General features: G+C 59.2%; 15 protein-coding genes. 8 read left to right on the forward strand and 7 right to left on the reverse strand.

Annotated elements, in window-relative coordinates; genetic code table 11:
* Positions 1-50: 50 nt before the first annotated feature.
* From AAHM40_RS20885 to AAHM40_RS20910, 6 genes are all read right to left on the reverse strand, one after another.
* A complete protein-coding gene (locus AAHM40_RS20885) occupies positions 51-1,091 on the reverse strand; it encodes a heme-dependent oxidative N-demethylase family protein (RefSeq protein WP_342246354.1) in 1,041 nt (346 codons plus the stop codon).
* Between the two features lie 13 nt (positions 1,092-1,104).
* Positions 1,105-2,073 (reverse strand): PDR/VanB family oxidoreductase, encoded by a 969-nt coding sequence (locus AAHM40_RS20890; protein ID WP_342246355.1) that lies wholly within the window; start codon positions 2,071-2,073, stop codon positions 1,105-1,107.
* A complete protein-coding gene (locus AAHM40_RS20895; RefSeq protein ID WP_342246356.1) occupies positions 2,070-2,672 on the reverse strand; it encodes a dimethylamine monooxygenase subunit DmmA family protein in 603 nt (200 codons plus the stop codon). Before AAHM40_RS20895 ends, AAHM40_RS20890 begins: the two co-directional genes overlap by 4 nt.
* Before the next feature lie 254 nt (positions 2,673-2,926).
* Complete coding sequence (locus tag AAHM40_RS20900) at positions 2,927-4,381, reverse strand: sigma-54 interaction domain-containing protein (RefSeq protein WP_342246357.1); 1,455 nt, start codon at positions 4,379-4,381, stop codon at positions 2,927-2,929.
* On the reverse strand, positions 4,378-5,511 hold the full coding sequence (locus AAHM40_RS20905) for a PAS domain S-box protein (protein ID WP_342246358.1): 1,134 nt from the start codon (positions 5,509-5,511) through the stop codon (positions 4,378-4,380). The genes AAHM40_RS20900 and AAHM40_RS20905 overlap by 4 nt, the downstream gene beginning before the upstream one ends.
* 1,639 nt (positions 5,512-7,150) lie before the next feature.
* On the reverse strand, positions 7,151-8,980 hold the full coding sequence (locus AAHM40_RS20910; protein ID WP_342246359.1) for a DUF3560 domain-containing protein: 1,830 nt from the start codon (positions 8,978-8,980) through the stop codon (positions 7,151-7,153).
* Between the two features lie 592 nt (positions 8,981-9,572).
* Here AAHM40_RS20910 and AAHM40_RS20915 point away from each other — a divergent pair.
* From AAHM40_RS20915 to AAHM40_RS20950, 8 genes are all read left to right on the forward strand, one after another.
* Positions 9,573-10,328, forward strand: coding sequence for an HpcH/HpaI aldolase family protein (locus AAHM40_RS20915; RefSeq protein ID WP_342246360.1), 756 nt, complete (start codon positions 9,573-9,575; stop codon positions 10,326-10,328).
* Positions 10,329-10,379: 51 nt separating this feature from the next.
* On the forward strand, positions 10,380-11,735 hold the full coding sequence (locus tag AAHM40_RS20920; RefSeq protein ID WP_342246361.1) for an MFS transporter: 1,356 nt from the start codon (positions 10,380-10,382) through the stop codon (positions 11,733-11,735).
* 49 nt (positions 11,736-11,784) lie between these two features.
* On the forward strand, positions 11,785-12,609 hold the full coding sequence (locus tag AAHM40_RS20925) for a carbon-nitrogen hydrolase family protein (RefSeq protein WP_342246362.1): 825 nt from the start codon (positions 11,785-11,787) through the stop codon (positions 12,607-12,609).
* Positions 12,610-12,622: 13 nt separating this feature from the next.
* Positions 12,623-13,288 (forward strand): RraA family protein, encoded by a 666-nt coding sequence (locus tag AAHM40_RS20930; RefSeq protein ID WP_342246363.1) that lies wholly within the window; start codon positions 12,623-12,625, stop codon positions 13,286-13,288.
* A gap of 205 nt (positions 13,289-13,493) precedes the next feature.
* Positions 13,494-15,110: a DUF1302 domain-containing protein gene (locus AAHM40_RS20935; protein WP_342246364.1), complete on the forward strand. Its 1,617-nt coding sequence runs from the start codon at positions 13,494-13,496 to the stop codon at positions 15,108-15,110.
* 15 nt (positions 15,111-15,125) lie between these two features.
* Positions 15,126-16,466, forward strand: a complete 1,341-nt coding sequence (locus AAHM40_RS20940) for a DUF1329 domain-containing protein (protein ID WP_342246365.1) — start codon at positions 15,126-15,128, stop codon at positions 16,464-16,466.
* A gap of 75 nt (positions 16,467-16,541) precedes the next feature.
* Entirely contained in the window at positions 16,542-17,573 is a 1,032-nt protein-coding gene (locus tag AAHM40_RS20945; RefSeq protein WP_342246366.1) for a WD40/YVTN/BNR-like repeat-containing protein, read from the forward strand.
* Between the two features lie 55 nt (positions 17,574-17,628).
* Positions 17,629-20,022 carry an efflux RND transporter permease subunit gene (locus AAHM40_RS20950; protein ID WP_342246367.1) on the forward strand — a complete coding sequence of 798 codons (2,394 nt, stop codon included), beginning with the start codon at positions 17,629-17,631 and terminating at the stop codon, positions 20,020-20,022.
* 481 nt (positions 20,023-20,503) lie between these two features.
* On the opposite strand, the gene AAHM40_RS20955 is transcribed toward AAHM40_RS20950, so the two are convergent.
* Positions 20,504-21,157 carry a GntR family transcriptional regulator gene (locus AAHM40_RS20955; RefSeq protein WP_342246368.1) on the reverse strand — a complete coding sequence of 218 codons (654 nt, stop codon included), beginning with the start codon at positions 21,155-21,157 and terminating at the stop codon, positions 20,504-20,506.
* Positions 21,158-21,904 lie beyond the last annotated feature (747 nt).

Genomic DNA, 21,904 nt, shown 5'->3' on the forward strand with positions numbered 1-21,904 from the left:
CGGTGCTCCTGCTGGAGCTTTTGTTTTTATGGGTAAAGCGTGATGCGGGCTTATCCGGCCTTGGCCACCTCCTCGTCACGGCCGTCATCGAACTGCGAGAGCCACTCGACGGCGGCATCGCGGTAGCGAGTGAAGCCCTTGTAGTCCACCAGTTCCTGGTTGAGGGACTTGAGCACGCGGTGCATGCGCTTGGCCCATGCCGGGTTGGTGGCGATGTCTTCCAGGTTCAGCAGATAGGTACGGATCGGGAACACGATGGCGTTGCTGCGCGGCAGGCGGTGCAGGGGTTGCAGCTCAATGCGCAGGTAGACCAGCTTGCCGGCGTTTTCGGCGGTCACCGTGGTGCGGTCCGGCGCCCAGTCCGGCAGGCTCTCGGCGGAGACGTCGAGGCGCGGATTGACGGTCAGCGACCAGTTCAGGCGACGTACCGGATGGCCGCAGCGCAGGCGCAGGAGGAACTTCAGCGCGCGATCGAGCATGCCGGTTTCCTTCACCAGCGGCACCGGGCCGTGAAATTCGTGCCAGGCCATGCCGAGGTTGAAGCGCAGGGAGTAGTCGGCGCGCTGGGTGGCGATGCCGGCGCCCCAGTAGAGGGTGCCGTCGCGCTCTTCCTGCAGTACCCAGTCGCCCTGGGCCTGGCGGGTGATGTACTCCATCGGCTCATAGGGCAGCGTCGCCGGGTCGCCGAAGGTGAAGGTGTCGTCGATGTTCAGCAGCTTGTTGGTCCAGTGCCAGCGAGTGCCATCCTTCTCCAGCTGGAAGTATTCCGGGTAGTCGCTGGCGTAGGATTCCATGATCAGCTCGAGCAGGTCCCACTGGGCTTCCATCATGTGCGGCGCCGAGACGTAGTGCATGCCCGGGTCCTTTTCAAGGGTGAAGGCACGGTCGCGGCATTCGCTGATGTAGTGCTCGTCGATGTCGAACACGGCCCGCAGCGCTGCATCGCCCACCGACACGTGGGGCTCGAGGTTCATCGAGTACATGTACTCGTCGTCCGGGAACGGGAAGGGCGCGCGGGCGATGCACTCCGGGCTGTTCGCGTAGGTGTAGTCGTCGCGGTAGGTTTCGTCGGGTCGGAACTGGATGGTCATGGGTGTTCTCCGCTCAGCAGTCGATGACCAGGCGCGAGCACTTGGCGCGCGACACGCAGGGCATGATTTTCTTGTTGGTGGCCTTGTCCTCGTCCGACAGCCAATCGTCGGTGTGGAAGATCTCGCCGTCGAGTTCGAGCACTTCGGTCTGGCATTCCCCGCAGGCGCCGCCACGGCACAGGTAGGGAATCCGATGGCCGGCGGCTTCCGCCGCTTCCAGCAGGCTCTGGTCGGGGGAGACGTCGATGGTCGCGCCGCTGCGCGCCAGGGTGACGCTGAAGGCTTCGCCGGCACTGCCCTGCTCGAGGAAGCGCTCGTAGTGGATGTGGCTGTCGGTCCAGCCCAGGGCATGGGCGCTGTCGATGGCGTCCTGGATCATGGATTCCGGGCCGCAGACATACAGGTGGCTGCCCAGCGGGCGATCGGCCAGGACGGCAGAAATGTCCAGGCGCTGGTCAATATCACCGCGATACAGGCGCACCGCGTCGCCGTATTCCCGCTTGAGCTCTTCGCCCAGGCGCGCATGTTCGGCACTGCGCACCGCCAGGTGCACTTCGAAGGGCGTGCCGCGCAGGCGCAATTCGGCCAGTTGCGAACAAACCGGGGTGATGCCCACGCCTCCGGCGATGAACAGGTGCAGGCGGGCGTGCTTGCTCAATGGGAACAGGTTCACCGGGCGAAGGATTTCCAGCACATCGCCCTCGTTCACCGCCTCGTGCATCCGCTGCGACCCGCCGCGACCGTCTTCGACCCGGCGCACGGCGATCTGGTAGACGCTGGAGTCGTAGGGCGAGCTCATCAGCGAATAGGCGTTGCGGTGGGTGCCGTTCGCGTGGGGTATCAGCACCACCACGTTGCTGCCGCCGGAGAAGGGCGGCAGGTGCGCGCCATCGGTGGAAACCAGGGTGAAGCGCTTGATTTCGGGGGTGACCGCTTCGATACGGGCGACGCGTACGCTGAGGGTTCCGGTTTGTTGGCTCATGTGTCGAGCTCCTCTGCTTGCGGCAGCTCGCCGGGGACTTCGGCGTCGGCCTTGACGGCCTGGAAGGCGGCGAGACGACGAGAGTAATGATCACGGACCACCAGCATTGCGTGGCAGCCGGGGCACTCGAACACGCGCTGGGTGACGTTCTCGGTGTAGCTGTCGCAGTGCACGCACCAGACGCGGCGGACGAAGGTGCCGGCGTGCTCGCGCAGCACTTCGTCGCTGTTCATGTCGTAGTGGGTGGCCACCTGCATGGCGGTGCCGATGAAACTCTCCGAGCCGGAGAGGTAGAGCCGTGTGCCCATGCGGGCCTCGCCCAGGATGCGCTCGAGGTCTGCCACCAGAGCTTGGTTGCTGGCGTAGACGCGTAGCTCGGCGACCTGTCGTTGCTGCAGCTCGGCGAGAAAGTCCTGGCCGGAGAAGGATTCCTGCGAATAGAGCAGGGTGATCGGCATGCCCTGCCCGGACATTTCTTCCAGCAGGCGCAGCATGGCGCGGCCACCGCTGCCCTGACCGGCGACCAGATGGCGGGCGCCGCCGGGAAGGGGGCGCAGCTGGTCGTATACCGGTCGGCTCTTGATACCTGTGATCAGCATTGTTGTTTTACCTCCAGAACTGCCGGACCGCTGGGGTTCGGCATCTATGCGAAGACCCACTCAGGTGGATGGGTTGGAGGTGATACAGCATTTGTCGTGCCAGTTTTTTAGGTAATTGATTTAAAAGGATTTTTGCTTTTGTATTGGCAAATTTGTAAGCAAAAATGGCAAGCGCTGTAGGCATTCTTGCAGCGGTGCGGGACGGTGTGGTGAGGGGAAATTGCAGCGGCAGGCACATCCCTGTGCCGGAGAATTCAGTCGCGTTGCAGTTTGCGGATCAGGGTGCCGATGTCGATGCCTAGTTGCTGGGCCGCCTTGCGCTTGCTGCCTTGGCTTTCTACCGCCTGCAGGATGAGCAGGCGCTCGTAGCGTTGGACCTGAGCCTTGAGGTTTTCACCCGCTTCGTCGCGCGCCGGTGGTGGCATTTCGGGCTCCACGCGCGGGGCGGCGGGCCTGGCACCAATTGGCGCTACCAGGCCCAGCAGTTCCGGCGGCAGGTGTTGCTCGCTGGCTTCGTCGTCGGCCAGCACGGCCAGGCGTTCGAAGATGTTCACCAACTCGCGGATATTGCCCGGGTAGTCATAGTTCAGCAGCCGCTTACGGCAACCGCCGGATAGCCGCAGGGTCGGCTGGCGGTCACGGTTGATGCGCAACAAGAGGATGTCCATGAGCACCGGCAGGTCTTCCAGGTGCCGGCGCAGCGGTGGGATCTCCACCGGCAGCACCGCCAGCCGGTAGTAGAGGTCGGCGCGGAATTCGCCGGATTCCACTAAGCGCCGCAGGTCCTTGTTAGTGGCAGCTATCACCTGGACCTGGACGGTCTTGGAGAGCGGCGAGCCGACCGACTGGATGCTGCCATCCTCGAGGAACTTGAGCAGCTTGGCCTGTACATGCAGCGGTATCTCACCGATCTCATCGAGGAAAAGGGTGCCGCCCGAGGCGCTTTCTATATAGCCGCGCTTACCGCTTTGCAGGGCACCGGTGAAGGCGCCGCGCTCGTAACCGAACATCTCCGACTCGAACAGGCTGTCCGGAATGCTGCCGCAGTTGACGTGGATGAAGGGCCGATCGCCCCAGCCAGCGGCGCGGTGGATATGCCGGGCGATGGCGGTCTTGCCGACACCGGGCTCGCCCAACAGGAGCAGGCGGGCACGGCGACGGAAGGCGCGTACACCGGTATCGGCGATGCTCGAAAGCAGGGGGGAAAGGTGCAGGGCATTGTCCTGTGGGTCGCCCAGCCCATTGGTTTCCGCGGGTGGGAAGGTCGGTTGCGCTCCACGGCGCTGGCTTTCCCGGCCCTCGAAGTCGCGCTGTACAAGCAGCGTGTATGGCTTCTCATAGGCGCCGGTGGGAACTGCCTGGGTGCTGGTGAGGAACATGCGGCCGTCGCGGGAGCGAGTCAGGGCGCTGTTGCCGCCGCGACCGACGGCCTGCTGGAAGTCTTCGAAGCCCAGGGCCGAGCGCTGGAAGAATTCGACATTCGGCAGGCCTACAACATCCTGCCGGGACAGGCGGTTGACGCGTTCGGCCGCGAGATTGAGGAAGCGAACCCGCGACTCGCCGTCGCAGAGAATGATGGATTCGCTGAAGCTGTCGAGCAGGGCATGTAGCGCCGGTGTTTCCAGCAGCGCAGAGAGAACCTCACTGCTGACGTTGACCGACGAACGCATCCCCATTTTCAGGGGGGGCAGGAGGCTCTTGTCGATCATGGATGCAACTCACCGGCGTGCTGGGCGGCACGCTCAGTCGCCCGCAATACAGCCACTTTCCAGGCGACGCCTTCCTGCATGACGATGCGCGAGCAGTGGACGCTGAACCGTCGCGAGTGCCCGCTGAGATCGGGCAGGTTCAAGCTGTGCCAGGTGCGCTCAGGAAGCGAGTGATCAAGCAGAGCATGGGCGATGCTGGCGCCCTGGGTGATGCCGAAGGTGTGCTCGAAGGCTGCGTTGCGCCACTGCGGCTGCAGGCGTTCGTCGATCACCAACACGGCATCCGGCACGGCGTCGAACACGCGGCGCAACGAGTCGATGCGCTGCTCGGCGTCGTGTTGCATGCGCAGTTCCTGGCTAACATCGCGAATGCTGCCCCACATGCGCAGCAGGCGGCCGTTGTGGATGGCGGCGCGGACATCGTTCTCCACGTAGGCCGGCGAGCCGTCGTGGCGACGATCCACCGAGAGCGCGCCGTCGACGCAGAAATCGGTTTCTACCAGGCGCCGCACGAACTCTTCATTGGCCGGGCTACGCGGCCAGTAGAGGCGCACCGGTTGCTGGTTGAAGTCGACGTCCGCCGGCATCTCGTAAACGTCCGCCATGGCGCGGTTGCACATGCGCCAGTAGGAGCGGTTCTCGAACACCTGGCGGACGATTTCGTCGGGCGTCTGGGTGATATCCACCGCCTCGGCGAACTCAATACACCAGTAGGCTACCTTGGCGCTGTAGAGCATCTGGCTCATGACTTCGTTGGCGTTCTGCAGCTCGCTCATGCGGCGACTGAGAGAGCCCAGCGGCATCTTGATCAGGTGCAAGCGGGGCGACGCCACCGCGCGCCACTCCAGCATGCCGCTGGCCAGCACCGGCACTAGGCCGCCGCTATGGCGAATCAGGGTCAACTCGAGGTCTTGGACCCGCTCGTCGGCGGGCGGGTTGGTGAACAGCTGGTGTAACGTACGTACCGACTCGGCAGTGTAGATCTGCTCGATACCTTGGCCGAGGAGTTCGTCCGGGGCATAGCCGAGCTGGTCGCTCTGGCTGGGCGAGACGTGCAGCAGCTGGCCGTTGACGGAGATGCTGTCGGAAAGGAGCAGGCCCTTGTCGGCCAGCAGTTGTAATGGGTCCATGATGCGTCCAGAGAATGCTGTGCGGGATTCGGACTTAAACCCGCACATTGCGTGCCAGCTGGCATGGGCAGAGGGCACGGGCCCTCCAGCCAGAAGCGAAGTGCGAGTGCTGCATTTTTACAGCGCCTTTATGCACACCTACAGCACCTCCGGTCGGATGATAGGCGCTGGGCGTGCCGGGTAGGCCATCCCGCCGGTACCCGGCCCGCCTCGCACATTCCGCCTTAGATTGCCAAGATCCGAGAAGGCCTGGTTACTGCGTTTTATCGCTTCCTGAGAATCACAGGTTTCTAAACCTGGATTGCAGCCTAGGCACAACGAAGCGGATGCTCCCCGAGGCGATTGTAGGACGGCAATGCAGTTGGCGGGATAGGGGCTGATCCCTCTTCGGGGGTACTCTGGGAGGTATGCACGGGATGGCCTCTTTCGATCCATGGGGATGATGGCAAATCGGCCGCTTCTGGCCGGCAAGTGTTCGTTTGACCGGCAGAAATCGGCCGATTCTGTTGAAAAAGTCGGTTTCTGAAAGCGCCTCTTCCCGGCCGCTTAAAAAACGCTCGATTTCGGCGTTGCTACGTAAAAACCAGGACAGCTCCGTCTTCTGACTGAGCCAGATTTCAACGTCACCCACGCTCTTTCACCGGCAAAAAACGCGACAGGACTTTTTCAACAGAATCGGCCATTAGCATTCCTTCACAGCTCACTTCCACTGGCCGATTATTGCCAGTGTGTGCTACCCGTTTTGGATCGGACCTTCCAGCCACGAACTGTAGAAAATGGCCGGAGGCTTCGCGTTGATCCGATTTCGATCCAGCCTTCGTTTTTTGTCTCGATAACCCTCCAATCGCAATAGTGCATCGCGGCACTATTGTGAGGTCGCACGCCCCCTTCGATGATGAGTCACAAGCCAGGAGGCGCACGGGTTCGCGGGAGCCTGGCCAGATGGTCTCTGTTTCAAGTCGTTCGATAACCGCGCTCCTTCCTGAGTGGCGCGGACGTTCTTCTCCCACGGGCGCAGCTTGTTCAACGGGATCTCCTTCCACACGCCGCGAGGAATGCCCTTCGGCTTGCCCCGACCTGCTTTGCTAGATGCTCCTTGAGCCGGCTTTTGCTTCTGCTGTTGGCTTAGGATTTCGTTGTTCATTTCAGGTTTCTCCTGGTGGTGTTGCTGTTGAGGACTTGCTTCGCTGAGTGACCTTTTCGCCGTAGGCCCAGGAGGACCTGGCTCATCAGGACAGGGAGCAAGGGAGAAACCCGAAGCCGCAGCCGCGAGCGAAGCGAGTGGACCGGGTGACGGTTTCAGCGCAGCGGCCCTTGCTGCCTGGACGAGCCAGGTCATCCTTCAGGGCCCGCGAAAAGTCAGTCAGCGAAGCGGCTCAAGTTCGGCAGCACTGCAGAGGGATGGGAATGAACAATGCCGGCCGACGGCCCGGGCAAGCGGAGCGGTTTGAAAAGAGGCTCTGGCTCCAGGCATAAATGAAAAAGAAGGCTTCAAAATGCTTTGAAAGCAGGACAGGGGGTCCAGGGGGAAAGTCCCCTTGGTCGGCCGTTGGCTGCAGCCGGACCAGCCCTCTACCGTGTCGCCTCTGTGGGCGGGTCTGATTCCCAGTAGAACCAGTCCAGCCCATGAGGCCAGATATCAGCCCTCCAGTACCTTGCGCACCTGCTGCGCCGCCCAGCGCCCGGCGTTGTTCAACTGCCGCACCCAGGCCCCCCGGCTGGGACTCCATTTGAACGCGTGGCGCTTGAGCAACGTGCGGGTCTGCTCGTCCGGCTTGCCCGGGAACACGAACATCACCCGGTTATCTTCGGTGTCCTCCCGGTAAGTGAACCCGTTGCCCTCGATCTCGATGTCTTGCAGCGCGCGACGGCATTCCAGCTCCTGGATGCGTTGCTTGATGCGGCGGATGTTCGCGTTGTTGTTGCTGAGGGCGTAGGAGGGGAAACCCACCCGGCCGCAGAAGTCCGGCCTGATCGCCTCGGTGGCCAGCTGTTCCGAGAAGCCCAGTGCCAACAGCGCGGTGACCTGGGCTTGGGGCGTCTTGTGCTTGCGGATCGCCTGATTGGCTGCCTTCATCTGCGCTTGATCCTTCTCCAGCTGCTGGACCTGCTCCTGCAGCTTGTCGATCGCATCCGGGTCATCGCTCGATATCCCCCCTGTACCGACCGAAGCGGCCTTGGCCTCGTAGTGCTTGGCCTTGTCCTGCAGCTGGAACGACTTGCCGAAGGTGTCGTGAGTCCGGTTTCTGTAGTTCCTGTCCCGCTGCTCGCTATGGTGGCCGGCCAGGATTGGCTGCCCGAACGGAATCACGCTGGCCATCTGGCGAGCCCGTGCATACGTCCGGTTGCTTTGATCGGCGAGCGAAGCCGCGCGATCCCCAAAGCGCTCCCGGCGCGCGGCTTGCTTGCGTTCATACCAGTTCAGTGCACGCGGCTGCTGTTCGGTGGTGGTCACGTCCTGGACGTCGGGCACTTGCTCCACCTGGGTGACGTCCTTCGCCTCGGCCGGCGCCGGCACCGGCACCGGCACCGGGCGTGCGAGTGCTTCACCGTCCTGCAGGCCTGCCAGCTCGGTCCGAATCATCGATTGCAGGGACTCACACAGCGCCGGCACCTCCACATTGAACAGCTGGCCAGTCTGGAAGGCGGAAGCGGTAGGGCGCTCCATACCGGCGAGGTTGCTCGCGTAGCGCTCAAATACACCGGCAATTGCCCGCTCGATCATCTGGGCGCTGTATTCGCGACGCGTCCACACGTACTCAGCCCCGCCGAAGACCGCCACGAATGGAGTCTTCTCGTGCTGGTAGATGTCCTCCATGCCGTCGAAGTAGCCGCCCTTGTGCCGGTTCACGATGGCTACAACGGCATTTTGGGTCGGCCCATCGGTCCAGCTCACCGAAACGCTGCCGTAGTGGCTCTTGCGTACGGAGAACTTCACTTTCGGGAAGGCCTTGCGCAACGCTGCACGAATGTTCGCCGCCGCCAGCTTCCCGCTGTACAGGTCGTCACCCTGAGTCAGGTGCAGCAGTTCTGGCGCCGCCTGCAGACGCTCAACCTCGATGGCAAAGGCTGTCTGTGCGTTGTGCCTGGCTAGAGTATCGGCGGCAATTTTGCGTTCCGAATTCTGCAGCAGCTGGGCGATTTCCTCGGCGCTGGCCTGCACGTCGTAAATGGTCCACTGGATTCCGCGGACGATGGCCTCTGGGAGCTTGTGCGAGATCGAACCATTCTCAAACACCACGTCAAACTGCGCGTTCCCGCCACTCACTCCGACCCCGTCCCACATCGTTTGCGCACTTTCCGGCAACTGGGCGCCGTGAATCGCAAAGACCACGCCTTGGCCGCAGTAGGGCAGGGCACAACTAACCCGAGTCCCGACCGTCACTACCTGCATCGAAATGCCCCCACTTGCTTTGCTAGATGCTCCTTGAGCCGGCTTTTGCTGTTGCTTCTGAGTGTTGTTGTTCATTTCAGGTTTCTCCTGGTTGCTGATGAGAGGAACTTGCTTCGCTGAGTGACCTTTTCGCCGTGAGCCCAGGAGGGCCTGGCTCATCAGGACAGGAGGCAGGGGAGAAACCTGAAGCCGCAGCCGCACGCGCAGCGGGTGGACCGGGTGAGGGATTCAGCGCAGCGGCCCTTGTCGCCTGGCCGAGCCAGGTCATCGTCCAGGGCGTGCGAAAAGGGTGTGCAGGGAAGCGCGCTGAAGTTCGTCAGCGGCACAGGAATGGAGGGAAATGGACAACGCGGGCGACTGCCCGGGCAAGCGGAGCGCGCAGCGCCGGTACGGTGCGGAGACTCAAGGAATGGAAGCCCGCAGGGGCGAGCCTCACACGCGTCATCGTGGGTTCAATGCATCGCCGACGGCGAGGTCCGTAACCGCGGCGACCTGATCACGTGTATCTCAAATTTCTCCTAGCCAACCGCACCAGGAAGGTCTGACGGTCGTTTGAGGGTCGCATTTACCAAGGTGGAAATCTCCTTGACGCGTGAAAGGTGCATCGCTAGCATTCCTCACAAATGCATCATGTATACGTGAAGTATAAAGCAATGGAGATTGGGAATTGAGTAAGCACCTATGCAACGAGGATCTGGGGCTTTGGTTCACTGGGCCGAACATCGGGATGGCTGAAATCGCGAAGCTCATCGGGTATCGAGTCGCGATCCTGGATGTGGAGCACGGGATATTCGATCTGGCCACGCTGGATAGCTTCATCCCTTTTCTGAAGGCACTGGGGTTCGAGGTTTTCGTAAAAGCTCTCGGCCCGACCCGGGAAGCGGTGCAGCAGGCGTTGGATTTCGGGGCGGATGCGGTGGTCATTCCGCACATCAGCAGCGCGGCAGAAGCGCAGCGCGTCTGTGGCTACGCCAAACTTCCGCCATTGGGCGATCGCAGCCTTGCTGGGGGTCGTACGACGCGATTCGCGTATCCGGCGGACGAGTGGATCGATCAGCAGAACACCAATACTCGTTGCTACCCGATCATTGAAGACGCGCAGGCGCTTGAAGAGATCGACGCCATTCTCGCGCTACCGGTGGTAGATGGCGTTTTCATCGGGCCGACCGATCTTTCGATTCGCCGGGACCGGGCTATCTACAAGAAGCAGCCCGGGGACTGGGAAGACATTGCAAGGATCGTCGAAGCGGCAAAGGCCGCAGGGAAACCCTGGATCTTCCCTGCGTGGAGTCCAGAGGAGAAAGCCTTCGCCATCCGACACGGTGCAGAGCGGATCTTCATCGCCATGGAACAGTTCGCGTTGGCCATGGGGCTTCGTCAGCTGTGGGATGCCACAGTCAATTTGCTGAACGAGAAGGGGTAACGATCAGTGGCCGGGCAATCGCTACAGATTACTTGCACAGGAGAATCTGACGTGGTGACCAACGATACACATCCAGTGAAAGTACCCAGCCACTTCTGGGCGTGGGTCACGACCACAACTCTCGCCGTTGCAATGGTCATTTCCTTTATTGACCGATTTGCTCTTTCCCTGCTGGTTGAGCCGATCAAGGCGAGTCTGACCATCAGCGATTCGCAGATCGGCCTGCTGCACGGGCTCGCCTTTGGCCTGTTCTACTCGATCCTGGGCATTCCATGTGGGTGGCTCGCTGACAGATGGTCTCGTACCGGGACCATTCTGTTGGGCTTGCTCGTGTGGTGCTTGGCCACTGCAGCCTGCGGACTGGCAGGCGGTTTCACCGGTTTGCTCTTCGCCCGGATGTTTGTCGGAGCTGGTGAGGCGGCGTTGGCTCCGGCAGCCTATGCGGTGATCTACGAACGATTTCCCAAGGCGATCCTGAACAGGGCCCTGACGCTATTCCAGGCCGGTGCAGTCGTAGGAGCTGGGACCGCTTTTTACATTGTTGGGGCGTTGTACGACTGGCTCGAGCCGATGGGGCTGACCGATCTGGGTTGGCTCGGTGCTAGGCAACCCTGGCAGACGACTTTCCTTCTGGTCGCCTTGCCTGGTCTGGCGCTTCTGCCGCTGCTGTGGTGGGTGCTGAACCGTCGAGCCGGGAGCGCCGAAGTTGTCCCCCCGACAATAACTGCTGACCAGCGTGGCAACATTGCGAAGGTCATTCCCTACCTGATCAGCGATAGGGCCTTCATTGCTGCCATATTCATCGGCATGTCGGGTCTGCTGACCATGAGCTATGCCTTGCTCACCTGGATACCCGCCATCTTTGTCCGCGAGTTTCAGTGGGTGCCTGGCGAAATCGGTCGCATCTACGGAGCCGTGGTGCTGTTCTCCTGCATCGGTGGGATGTTCGCCGCCGCTTGGATAGCCGACCGTCTCTCTGGTCGTGCGGCGTCCGCTTTCTCTGCCCTCCGTGTACCGCTTTACGCGGGCATGCTGGCTATTCCGGCCGCACTGGTATTGCTGCTGGCATCCGGCCCCGTCGGCGTGCTGGTTGCCTGCGCTGCGCTGCATGGGCTGTGCACTTGTTCCATTGGGATTGCGCCGGCACTCATCCAAAAGCGGTCGCCGCAGGAAATCCGCAGCCGTATCTCCGCCTTGTACGTCATGGTCGTGAATATCTGTGGTCTGGCAGTAGGGCCAATCCTGGTGGGGAGCGTCGTTGCGCTTCTGGGTAATGACGCCTCGGCGCTGAGAACAGCTGTATTTATGGTCGGTGGGGTAGGGCTGCTGGTATCGGTAACGACGTTGGGATTCTTCCTAAGGCGCCAGGCCGCGTCAGGGAAAGTTCCAGCTGAGCAGTCGGTGTGAACTCCGCGGCTGATCGAAACGCGTTGGTAATAACAAGAGGAATAGATAAGTGAGAATTACCGTAATCCAGAAGAACGTCTCTGATGACAAAGGTGCCAATCTCAAGTCCGTGGCGGAGCTCGTCGAAAGGGCGGTGGAGCAGGATCGGCCGGACTTCGTGATCCTTCCCGAGATGATTGCTTGCATCACCGGTTCCCCTGTTTCCATGCGAGAGTCTGCGGAGCCATTCCCGGGTGGCGAGGTATTCGAATTTTTCTCGGGTTTGGCCAAGCGCCTGAACGTGAACCTGCACATCGGCAGCGCGATGGAGCTGGATGGCGACAAGGTCTACAACACTTCGCTGGTATTTAGCCGCGAGGGCGACTTGCTGGCCAAGTATCGGAAGATCCACCGCTTCGATGCGGTCCTGGCCGATGGCTCTGAGCTGAAGGAGTCCGCGCACGTCGAGGCTGGCAAGGACATTGTTTGCGTCGATGTGGATGGTGTTCGCGTGGGCCTCGCAATCTGCTACGACCTGCGATTCCCGGAGCTATTCCACGCGCTCTGCGAAGACGGTGCGAAAGTCATCGTGGTTCCGGCCGCATTTACATTCCAGACGGGCGCGGACCACTGGGAAGTGCTCCTCAGGGCTCGTGCCATCGAAGGCCAGTGCTATGTCGCCGCGCCCTGCCAGGTGGGGACCTTCGACAAAGGTAAGTACATGACCTGGGGTCACTCGATGATCATCGATCCCTGGGGGCAGATCGTGGCGCAGGCCTCGAACACCGAGGCATTTGCCACAGCCAGCATTGATCTCACCTATCAGCAGGCGATACGCACGCGAATGCCCCTGAAGAGTCATCGCTTGCTCGCACGTCGATTTGTGGCTGGCTAGAGGAGCGCCTTCAATGTTCAAGATCTGCTCAATGCCTGAGTCGATGCCCTGGAAAATAGTCGAACGCGCGCTCTTGTCTGAACCCGCCACGATTGGGCACTTCCGCCTGATGGGCTTTCCCGATTGTGCGATCCGCCCCATGCATCCGGTACCGAGAATTGCCGGACCTGCGGTGACCCTTGCCCTCCCGGCAGCGGACTCGAGTCTGCTGCACCATGCGGTGGGGAAATTGCGTCCGGGGGATGTGGTGGTCATCGATCGGTTGGGTGACAGACACCATGCCTGCCTGGGTGGTGGGGTTGCATATGCGCTGGCCAGGGCCGGCGTGGCGGGTGTCATCATCGATGGGCCTATTGCCGACCCTGGCGAATTGCGGGACGTGGGCCTTGCTGTGTGGGCAAGAGGTGTAGCGAGTATCACAACGCGCCTCCAGGGCATTGGTGGTTTGATGAACGTACCGGTCTCCTGTGGTGGCGCAGTGGTTAATCCAGGTGATCTCGTCATCGCGGATGAAGGGGGAGTTGTATTCATCCCGCGTGACGAGGCGGCGGTCGATATCGAGCGTGCCATACAACTTCAGGAAATGGAAAAGAGAGGGCTTCCATTAATTAACGACAACAAAACATTGGGTGAGCTGACAGGCGCTAGCGCCATGGTAATGACCAGGCTCAATCAGTAATTAAGCTTCCGAATAAACCTATTAATGCTGTGCGCATGACTTTTATAAAGTCTGCGTGCGTGGGTGATCTTTTGCTGAATAAGGCGCTCTATTGTTTTCGCGCTTGCTCAGCTGATCAGTGCCGAGGTGAGTAATGATAAAAACAAGAAGTATGCGGAATATAATGGTGGGTAGCAGTACGCTTGCTCCATTCACTGGAGGCGGTTTGGCTACTCTCTTGCTATTGGCTTGCGGAAGTTCCAATGCGATGGAGATTCCTACTGGGAACGAAGATTGGCAGGTACGTTGGGATAATACTCCGCGCTACACTCTGACGCGTCGGGTAGAGTCCCAAGACAAGGCGATCATCAATGCTGTTAACAATAACGATGGAGATAGAAACTTTGATCGTGGTTTCGTCTCCAATCGATTGGATCTTTTATCCGAGTTTGATGTTATCTACAAAAACAAGTACGGCATGCGGGTGTCCGGTGCTGCCTGGTATGACTATCAATATGACCAGGATCTGGATAACGATTCTCCGGCGACTTCCAATTTTGTGAAGAATGGCGTTCCCACGGTCGGGCTCACTCATTTTGCAGATCGTTATTTTACCGGTCCTAGTGGTGAATTCCTCGACGCCTTCGTTTTTGGCGGCTTCGACATCGGCGAAGTTCCGCTGGATGTCAAGGCTGGCAGCCACAGCATCTACTGGGGTGAAAGCCTCGGCTTGACTGCGTTCATCAACGGTATTGCCTACGCGCAGATGCCGTTGGATATCGGCAAGGGGCAAGCGATTCCCGGAATCGAAGCCAAGGAGTTGTTCCGGCCGCTGAACAACCTTTCCTTCCAGGTACGACCGACTGATTCCCTGTCCATCGCTGGCCAGTACTTCCTGGACTGGGAGCAGAACCTGTTCCCGGAAGGTGGTACCTACCTGGGTTCCAGTGACCTGAACATTGGCGGCAACGAAGGTTCTCTGATTGCAGGGCCAAACCGCTTCCTCAAAGGAAGTGACGTGACGCCCGACAAGAGAGGGGACTGGGGGCTTTCGGCACGTTGGTCCCCTGAATGGCTCCAAGGGACACTGGGTGTCTACTACCGCAACTTCTCCGACCGTATCCCGCAACTGATGCTCAAGAGCGCCACTCCCGCTAATGGTGTAGCCGGCTCTTACCATTGGGCTTACGCGGATGATATCGACCTGTTCGGTATCAGCCTGTCGCAGAACTACGGAGGTGTTTCCGTAGGGGCAGAGTTGTCCTACCGCCGCAACATGCCGCTGGTAAGCACTGCAGTGCCCATCAGCATCCTGCCGGACGACGGCGATACACCAGGAGCCCGAGGGGAAACCTTGCACGGTGTGCTGAACCTCGTCGGGGTCATGAGTGGTAATGCGATTTACGACTCGGCGTCGTGGAGCACCGAACTCGCTTGGAGTCATCTGGCTGATGTCACCGATGGCGAGCAGTTCTACAAGGGGCGCCGTGGTTACAACCTGATTGATCGAGCCGACCGCGACGCGTTTGTGTTGACCGCAACCTACACCCCGACCTGGCTCCAGGTGTTCCCGGGCGTCGACCTATCGATGCCGATGGTTGTCAGCTCCGGCATCAACGGCAACTCGCCTGTTGCCAATGGTGGTAACGAGGATGCTGGCAGTTACAGCTTCGGTGTCGCGGCTGACATCGCGCAGAAGTACAAAGCCGAACTCAAGTACGTCGATTTCTTCGGTGACTACAGTAAGGATCCCAAGACTGGCGCCGTTTCGGTGGCCAATGGTGGGGCCGCCTTGTTGGAGGATCGCGGAATGCTGACCTTGACCCTCAAAACCACCTTCTAAGGCGAGGACACCGACATGTTCAAACGATTTTTGCTGATGGGTATTGCTTGTGCGGTGACGGGTTCGGTCCACGCCGCAGTAACTCCATCCGAAGCTCAACAACTTGGTACCCGACTGACTGCCGTAGGTGCGGAAATGGCCGGCAATGCCGATGGTACGATTCCACCGTATACCGGCGGCCTGACGACTCCTCCACCGGGGTTCCGGAAAGACTCGGGAATGCGTAACGATCCCTTCGCTGCAGAGAAGCCGTTGTTCTCCATCAATGGGCAGAACATGGGTCAACATTCGGAGCGCCTGACCGAATCGGTGAAGGAGCTTATGAAGCGCTATCCGAGCTTCCGTATCGATGTCTACCCTACACACCGCACCATGGCTGTGCCGGAGCAGATTCAGAAAAACACCTTGGCTAACGCCCTTTCCGGCGAGACCATCGATGGTGGTTTGGGTGTGAAGAACGTAAAGGCTGGGTATCCGTTCCCGATCCCCAAGGATGCCTACCAGGTCATGTGGAATCATCTGCTTCGCTACAGCGGCGATGCAATGGAGTACCGCTACAAAAGCTGGAACGTCGATGCTTCGGGACGCGGAATTCTCGCCACTGAAGGCATCAATTCGGACGACTATCCCTACTACCACTCCCCAGGCGCAGATATCTTCTGGCGTCTGAAGGTGCGTTATCTGGGCCCGGATCGCCGCAACGGCGAAGCGATCATGCTGAAGGATGCTATCGATGTCGTTGGCAAAGGCCGCAGCACCTGGCAATACCTTCCAGGACAGCGCCGTGTCCGCTTGGCGCCGTCGCTCGCCTTCGATACGCCCAATCCGGGTACTGGTGGCGCCACTACTTACGACGACGCATTTGTCTTCAACGGCTCGATGGAACGGTTCGATTTCAAGTTGGTTGGCAAGAAGGAAATGTACGTTCCGTACAACACCTACAAGATGACCTATGAAACCAAGCCGGAAGATCTGCTGACCCCGGACCACCTGAATCCGGACTTCGTGCGCTGGGAACTGCATCGCGTCTGGGTAGTGGAGGCCACCTTGAAGGAAGGCAAACGCCACATCTACGGCAAGCGGGTGTTCTACATCGACGAAGACAGCTGGGCGGCACTGGCCAGTGACGAGTATGACGGCCACGGCCAGCTCTATCGCACTGTCATCGCTACACCGACGCAAAGCTACGATGCAGTCGCACCGTTCACCAACTCGTATTTCGCCTATGACCTGATCGCTGGCAATTACTCCATGGTCGTGCACCTGGGCGGAGAGAAAGGCGGCTTGAAGTACATCAAACCGTACTCCGAGCGGGACTGGAACGCTGATTCCCTGGCCGGCCGCGGCGTCCGCTGATCAGTGCTGAGGATCCTTCCTGACGTCTGGCGTCAGGAAGGGTTTTTATTGGGCATGTTTAGGAGCGGTGAGGTAATGAAGGCCTATTCCCTACTTATTTCAATCGTGATCGGGACAGCTGGTATCAATGCGTCATCGGTACTGGCAAGCGACGGATTCCGAGATGTTCTGGATACCCCAGCGGTAATGACCGAATTGGCCTCCAGACAGTTGATCACAGGACTGGCGAAGGCCGGACATCGCATCGTGGGTGTTGGGCGTCGTGGGCACATTGTCTATTCCGACGATGAGGGGACTACCTGGCAGCAATCCCAGGTGCCGGTCTCCTCTGACCTTAATGCGGTGAGTTTTCCCAGCCCACAGGTGGGGTGGGCCGTTGGCCATGATGGAGTTGTCCTTCGATCAACGGATGGAGGGTTGTCGTGGGAGCGGATGCTCGATGCACGCAAGGCCCGGGATTTGTTAAGACCTGGAGCGACTGATAGCGACGAAAATGATCAAGCTGTAGTTCCGGATCTGTCCTTCCTGGGGCTGTGGTTCACGACGGACCAGCAAGGATTCGTCGTCGGCACTTTCAATCAGATCCTCCATACGACTGACGGCGGTAAATCGTGGGTGTCCTGGTCCGACGAGGCCGAGAATCCCGAGGAGCTGCATCTGTATGCAATCCAGGCAATCGGTGAAGAACTTTACGTAGCCGGTGAGTCTGGCCTGCTCATGAAACTGGATAGCAAGGAAAGCAGGTTCAGGCTGCTCGACAGCGGGACTGCGGGAACCTTCTTCGGCGTGACGGGCACTCCTGGCCACCTCATTGCTTATGGACTTAGGGGCAGCATCGTTCAGTCCACGGATGGCGGCGCCAGCTGGCGCAAGGTTGAGGCCCAAGTCACCACTTCTCTGATCGCGGGTGGCGTGACCCAGGCCGGTGAAGTGTTGCTGCTCAGTGCGGACGGGCAGGTCCTGGTGAGTCGGAACCATGGCGATAGTTTCAGCAAGGTCGCCGGTTTGAGTCCTGTTCCAGTTGCTGCGTCGATCGTCCCGCTAGATGACGGCCAGTCATTTGTAGCGGGTGGCGGGCGGGGCCTGAGTAAACAGGTCCTTCGCTGAGCGGAATCGTGAGTGGAGAATAATTGTGGCGTTATCTGGTGAGAAAGAAACGGAAATGCCCGTCGTTTCCGATTGCAAACTCTTCAATCGGGCATCTGGCGGGTGGCTTGAGCGCGTCGTCTTCAACTACCGGGTGCTCATGCTGGTTCTATGTGCAGCACTGACCATGGTGCTGGGCTATCAGTTGAAGAACATCAATATCAATGCCAGTTTCGAGCGCATGATTCCGCAGAGCCATGCGTACATTAAGAATTACATCGATAACAGGAGTGAATTGCGCGGCCTCGGTAATACCATTCGAGTCGTTGTCGAACGGGTGGACGGCGATATCTTCGATCCTGAGTACCTGACCGTACTGCAACGGATCAATGACGAACTGGTCCTGATACCCGGCGTCGATCGGGCCTGGGTGAAATCTATCTGGACACCCTCGGTTCGCTGGATGGAAGTCACTGAGGAAGGCTTTACCGGCGGACCGGTGTTGCCACCCACCTATGACGGTACGCCGCAGCAGGTCGAACTCTTACGGCAGAACATCAATCGCGCAGGTATTGTCGGTAGTCTGGTTGGCACTGATCTGAAGTCCGCGATGATCGTTGTCCCGCTGCTGGAATTGGACCCGGCTACAGGCAAGAAGCTGGACTACCGGGCGCTGTCCAATGCGTTGGAGGAGCGAGTCCGGAGTCAGGAAACACCGGTTATAAAGGTTCACGTGATCGGTTTCGCCAAGCTAGTGGGCGACCTGATTGATGGGCTTATCCAGGTCTTCTTCTATTTTGCTGTCGCTGCCCTCATCGCCGCGCTGATAATCTACGCCTATACCCGCTGCCTACGCAGTACTGCGTTGGTAATCAGTTGCTCAATCATTGCAGCAATCTGGCAACTCGGACTCGCCACGGCGCTCGGGTTCGACCTCGATCCCTACTCCATGCTTGTACCTTTCCTCGTCTTCGCCATTGGGGTTTCCCACGGCGTACAGAAAATGAATGGCATCATGCAGGACATCGGGCGCGGGACCCACAAGTTCGTTGCGGCTCGTTACACCTTCCGAAGGCTGTTCCTCGCCGGAGCTACTGCTCTGGTTGCTGATGCTGTGGGATTTGCCGTCCTGATGGTGATCGATATCCCTGTGATCAAGGGCCTGGCACTGTCGGCAAGCATCGGCGTCGCGGTGCTGATCTTTACTAACCTGTTGCTGTTGCCAGTGTTGCTTTCGTTTACCGGGGTGAGCGCAACGGCTGCACGTCGAAGTCTGGCCGCGGAGGGACGCAGGACGGGCGGGGGGGTGTGGAGCAGTCTGGAGAAATTCACCTCTCGCCGGTGGGCCACTTTCGCAATTCTCAGTGCCTCCATACTGGTTGTAGCGGGTTTCGGGGTCAGTCTGAAACTGAAGATCGGTGACCTGGACGCCGGTGCGCCGGAGCTGCGGCCAGACTCGCGCTACAACCAGGACAATGCCTACATCACCGGCCATTACTCCTTGTCCAGTGATCTGTTCGCGGTGATCCTGAAAACTCCAGCAAACGGCAGCTACAAATACGAGAGTCTTATAGAGGCCGACCGCCTCGCCTGGGAGTTGAGACGTATACCAGGGGTGCAAATGACTACTTCGCTGGTGGACGCTGTTCGCCAAGTTACCAGTGGCACCTTCGAAGGCAGCCCGAAGTGGCTGACTCTCTCTCGGAACCAGGACATCCTCAACTACGGAAGCCAAGTCGCATCGGTCAACAGCCCGGAACTGTTCAATGGTGATGCCTCGGTGATGCCGATCATCGCGTTCCTGACCGATCACAAGGCTGAGACGCTTGATCGGGTGCTGGGGATTTCGGAGCGTTTCATCTCTGAGCACAGCACGGCCGACAGGCAGTTCATGCTGGTGGCCGGAAGTGCAGGGATCGAGGCTGCGACCAACATCGTCGTGAAGGACGCCAACAGAACTATGCTGTTTTACGTCTATACAGCAGTGATTTTGCTGAGCTACATCACGTTCCGCAGTTGGAGAGCGGTAGCGGTTGCCGTAATCCCTCTGATCATGACCTCGGTATTGTGTGAGGCCTTGATGGTAATACTGGGCATTGGTGTCAAAGTCGCGACGTTGCCGGTAATCGCGCTGGGTGTTGGTATTGGTATCGACTATGCGCTTTACCTGTTGAGCATCCAGTTGTCTAGGCAGCGTCAGGGAGATTCACTGGCGGACGCATATAGGCACGCAATTACTTTTACCGGCAAGGTGGTCGGTCTGGTCGGAGTGACACTCGCGGTTGGTGTCGTGACGTGGGTTTTCTCGCCCATTAAATTCCAAGCTGATATGGGCATACTGTTGTCGTTCATGTTTATCTGGAACATGCTCGGCGCGCTGGTCCTAGTGCCGGCTTTGTCCCACTTCCTGCTGTCCGATAGAAGCTTCGCATGCCACCATGCGCTCTCTGAAAACGCGCCCTGTCGCTAGCGTCGGCCACTAAGGAAAAGTATTTCTAGCAAAGGCTCCGCACTTCAGTGCGGGGTCTTTTTTCTAGAGTACTGAATTGCTGAGTCCCACTGTGCAGGCCCCCAGGCGCCTGTGCTAAAGGGCTCCATACGCGAGCCGCGTCATCGCGGAATCAGTCTCGTCGAGTTGATGCGAGGAGGGATCGTAGTACGAGGCGGGGGAAAGAAAGCTGAGTGGATATCGGTCGCTACATAGGGAAAGCAAAAAAAAGCGAGAGCATTTGCTCTCGCTCCGATACAGCTAACAGTCCGGTCAGATGTTTCGCGTTAATCGGCAAAAAACGCTACAAGTGATGAAGAAACCCTCGGGCTTTTTGGGCAGTCGGGCCGCAGAAGAACACCCGCTCCAGGCATTACCTCCACTTCGGACTATTCCTTGTCCGCAATCTGGCAAGGATCGGAGGTCGTAAACCAGTGATCCCTGATTAACTTTTGGGGGACTATCAGAATCGTCTGAAGCGCAGAGCGAGATTAGGGTCGAGATGCTTGGAAAGTATTGTGACCATCGCTTCCTCGTCATAATTCTTGAGTGCGTCTACCAACTCCCTATGCTCTTGAAGCACTACACCCAGCAATTTAGAGTCAATCGGTATGGAGGCGCAGGAGAGCAAGTGGCGGAACTGCAATGCATCATAGAGTTCCAGCATGACCGCATTACCTGAGAGCGCGACAATGATTCGATGGAGTTCCCTGTCAAGTTCCGCAATTTCATGCGCCATGATGAACTGCGTGAGTGTTGCCATTTCGCTGACCAGTTCGTCGACTCGCGGCGGAATGGGGGGGCGAATCGCGCAAACCTGCCGAGCGGCATAGGTTTCGATCACGATGCGGGCTTCGAAGAACTGGTGCATCTCACTGGGTGATATTGCTCGAACCCTTGCGCCGCGTCTGGGAATAAGTTCAACGAACCCCTCCGCGCTTAGCTTGTTAAATGCTTCTCTGATGGGCGTTCTGGAAACGCCTATCTCACTTGAAACAACGCCTTCCTCAACGAAAGAACCGGACGGGAATTTTCCACGAAGGATACTGTCGCGAATGTATTCATACGTTCTGGTTTTTACGGAATCCGTGCCGTGCTCAGTGGCTTTCTTTTCCATGGTATATCTCGTAAAAAATGAAGCGTTCCGTTTATACGTCATCAAGTATACATGATAAATGCACGGCGTATAGGTTGGTGTTGAGCCCATCGCTGGCTTTGCTGGACTTCGGGCCCCAGGCTCGAACGGCGATCATACAGTCGCGCTTTCAAACGGCACTTGCTTTCGGTCTGCTTCACCCAATGGGCCCTAGATTGAGGGCAGCGGGCATAGATTTCGAAATTTTCACGAGACATCGCTTCGGGACCAAGACGTAAGAGTCCGTGGCGACATCCGGTTTTGGCCGATCTCTGCCTATATCGACAGGTAGCTACGGGTCTTGGCTGGTAGAGGCCAACGCAACGTCCCTTGCGGCCTGGTCGAGATTGTTCATCCGTCAGGGTCTGCGAAACGGTCAGTCAGTGGAGCAACTCAAGTCCTGTTGCACCTACAGGAAGGGTGGAATGATCGTCGCGGGCCGGCGGCCTGGGCACGCGGAACGCGCAGCGCTTGGTGGTTCCCTTTGCCAGGTTAGGAGTCGAGAGAGACGGAAGCCCGCAGCTCCATCGTGGGCTCGAAGTACGCACGACTGGAGAGGGCCAACGGCCTCGCCATCGTGCTTGTCCCGTTATTAGCTCGTGAGCCGCCCCCACCTCCCTGGATAGCCGGCTCCTTGGCCTACCAGGCAGCGCACAGTTTCCAGCCCAGCGCGCACACGCGCCCGGTTGAGCCCCCCGGCCCCGGGTAGGGGGGGGGGGGGATTTTGGT

The sequence above is a fragment of the Pseudomonas sp. OTU5201 genome, from assembly GCF_038440135.1.
Lineage (GTDB): Bacteria > Pseudomonadota > Gammaproteobacteria > Pseudomonadales > Pseudomonadaceae > Metapseudomonas > Metapseudomonas resinovorans.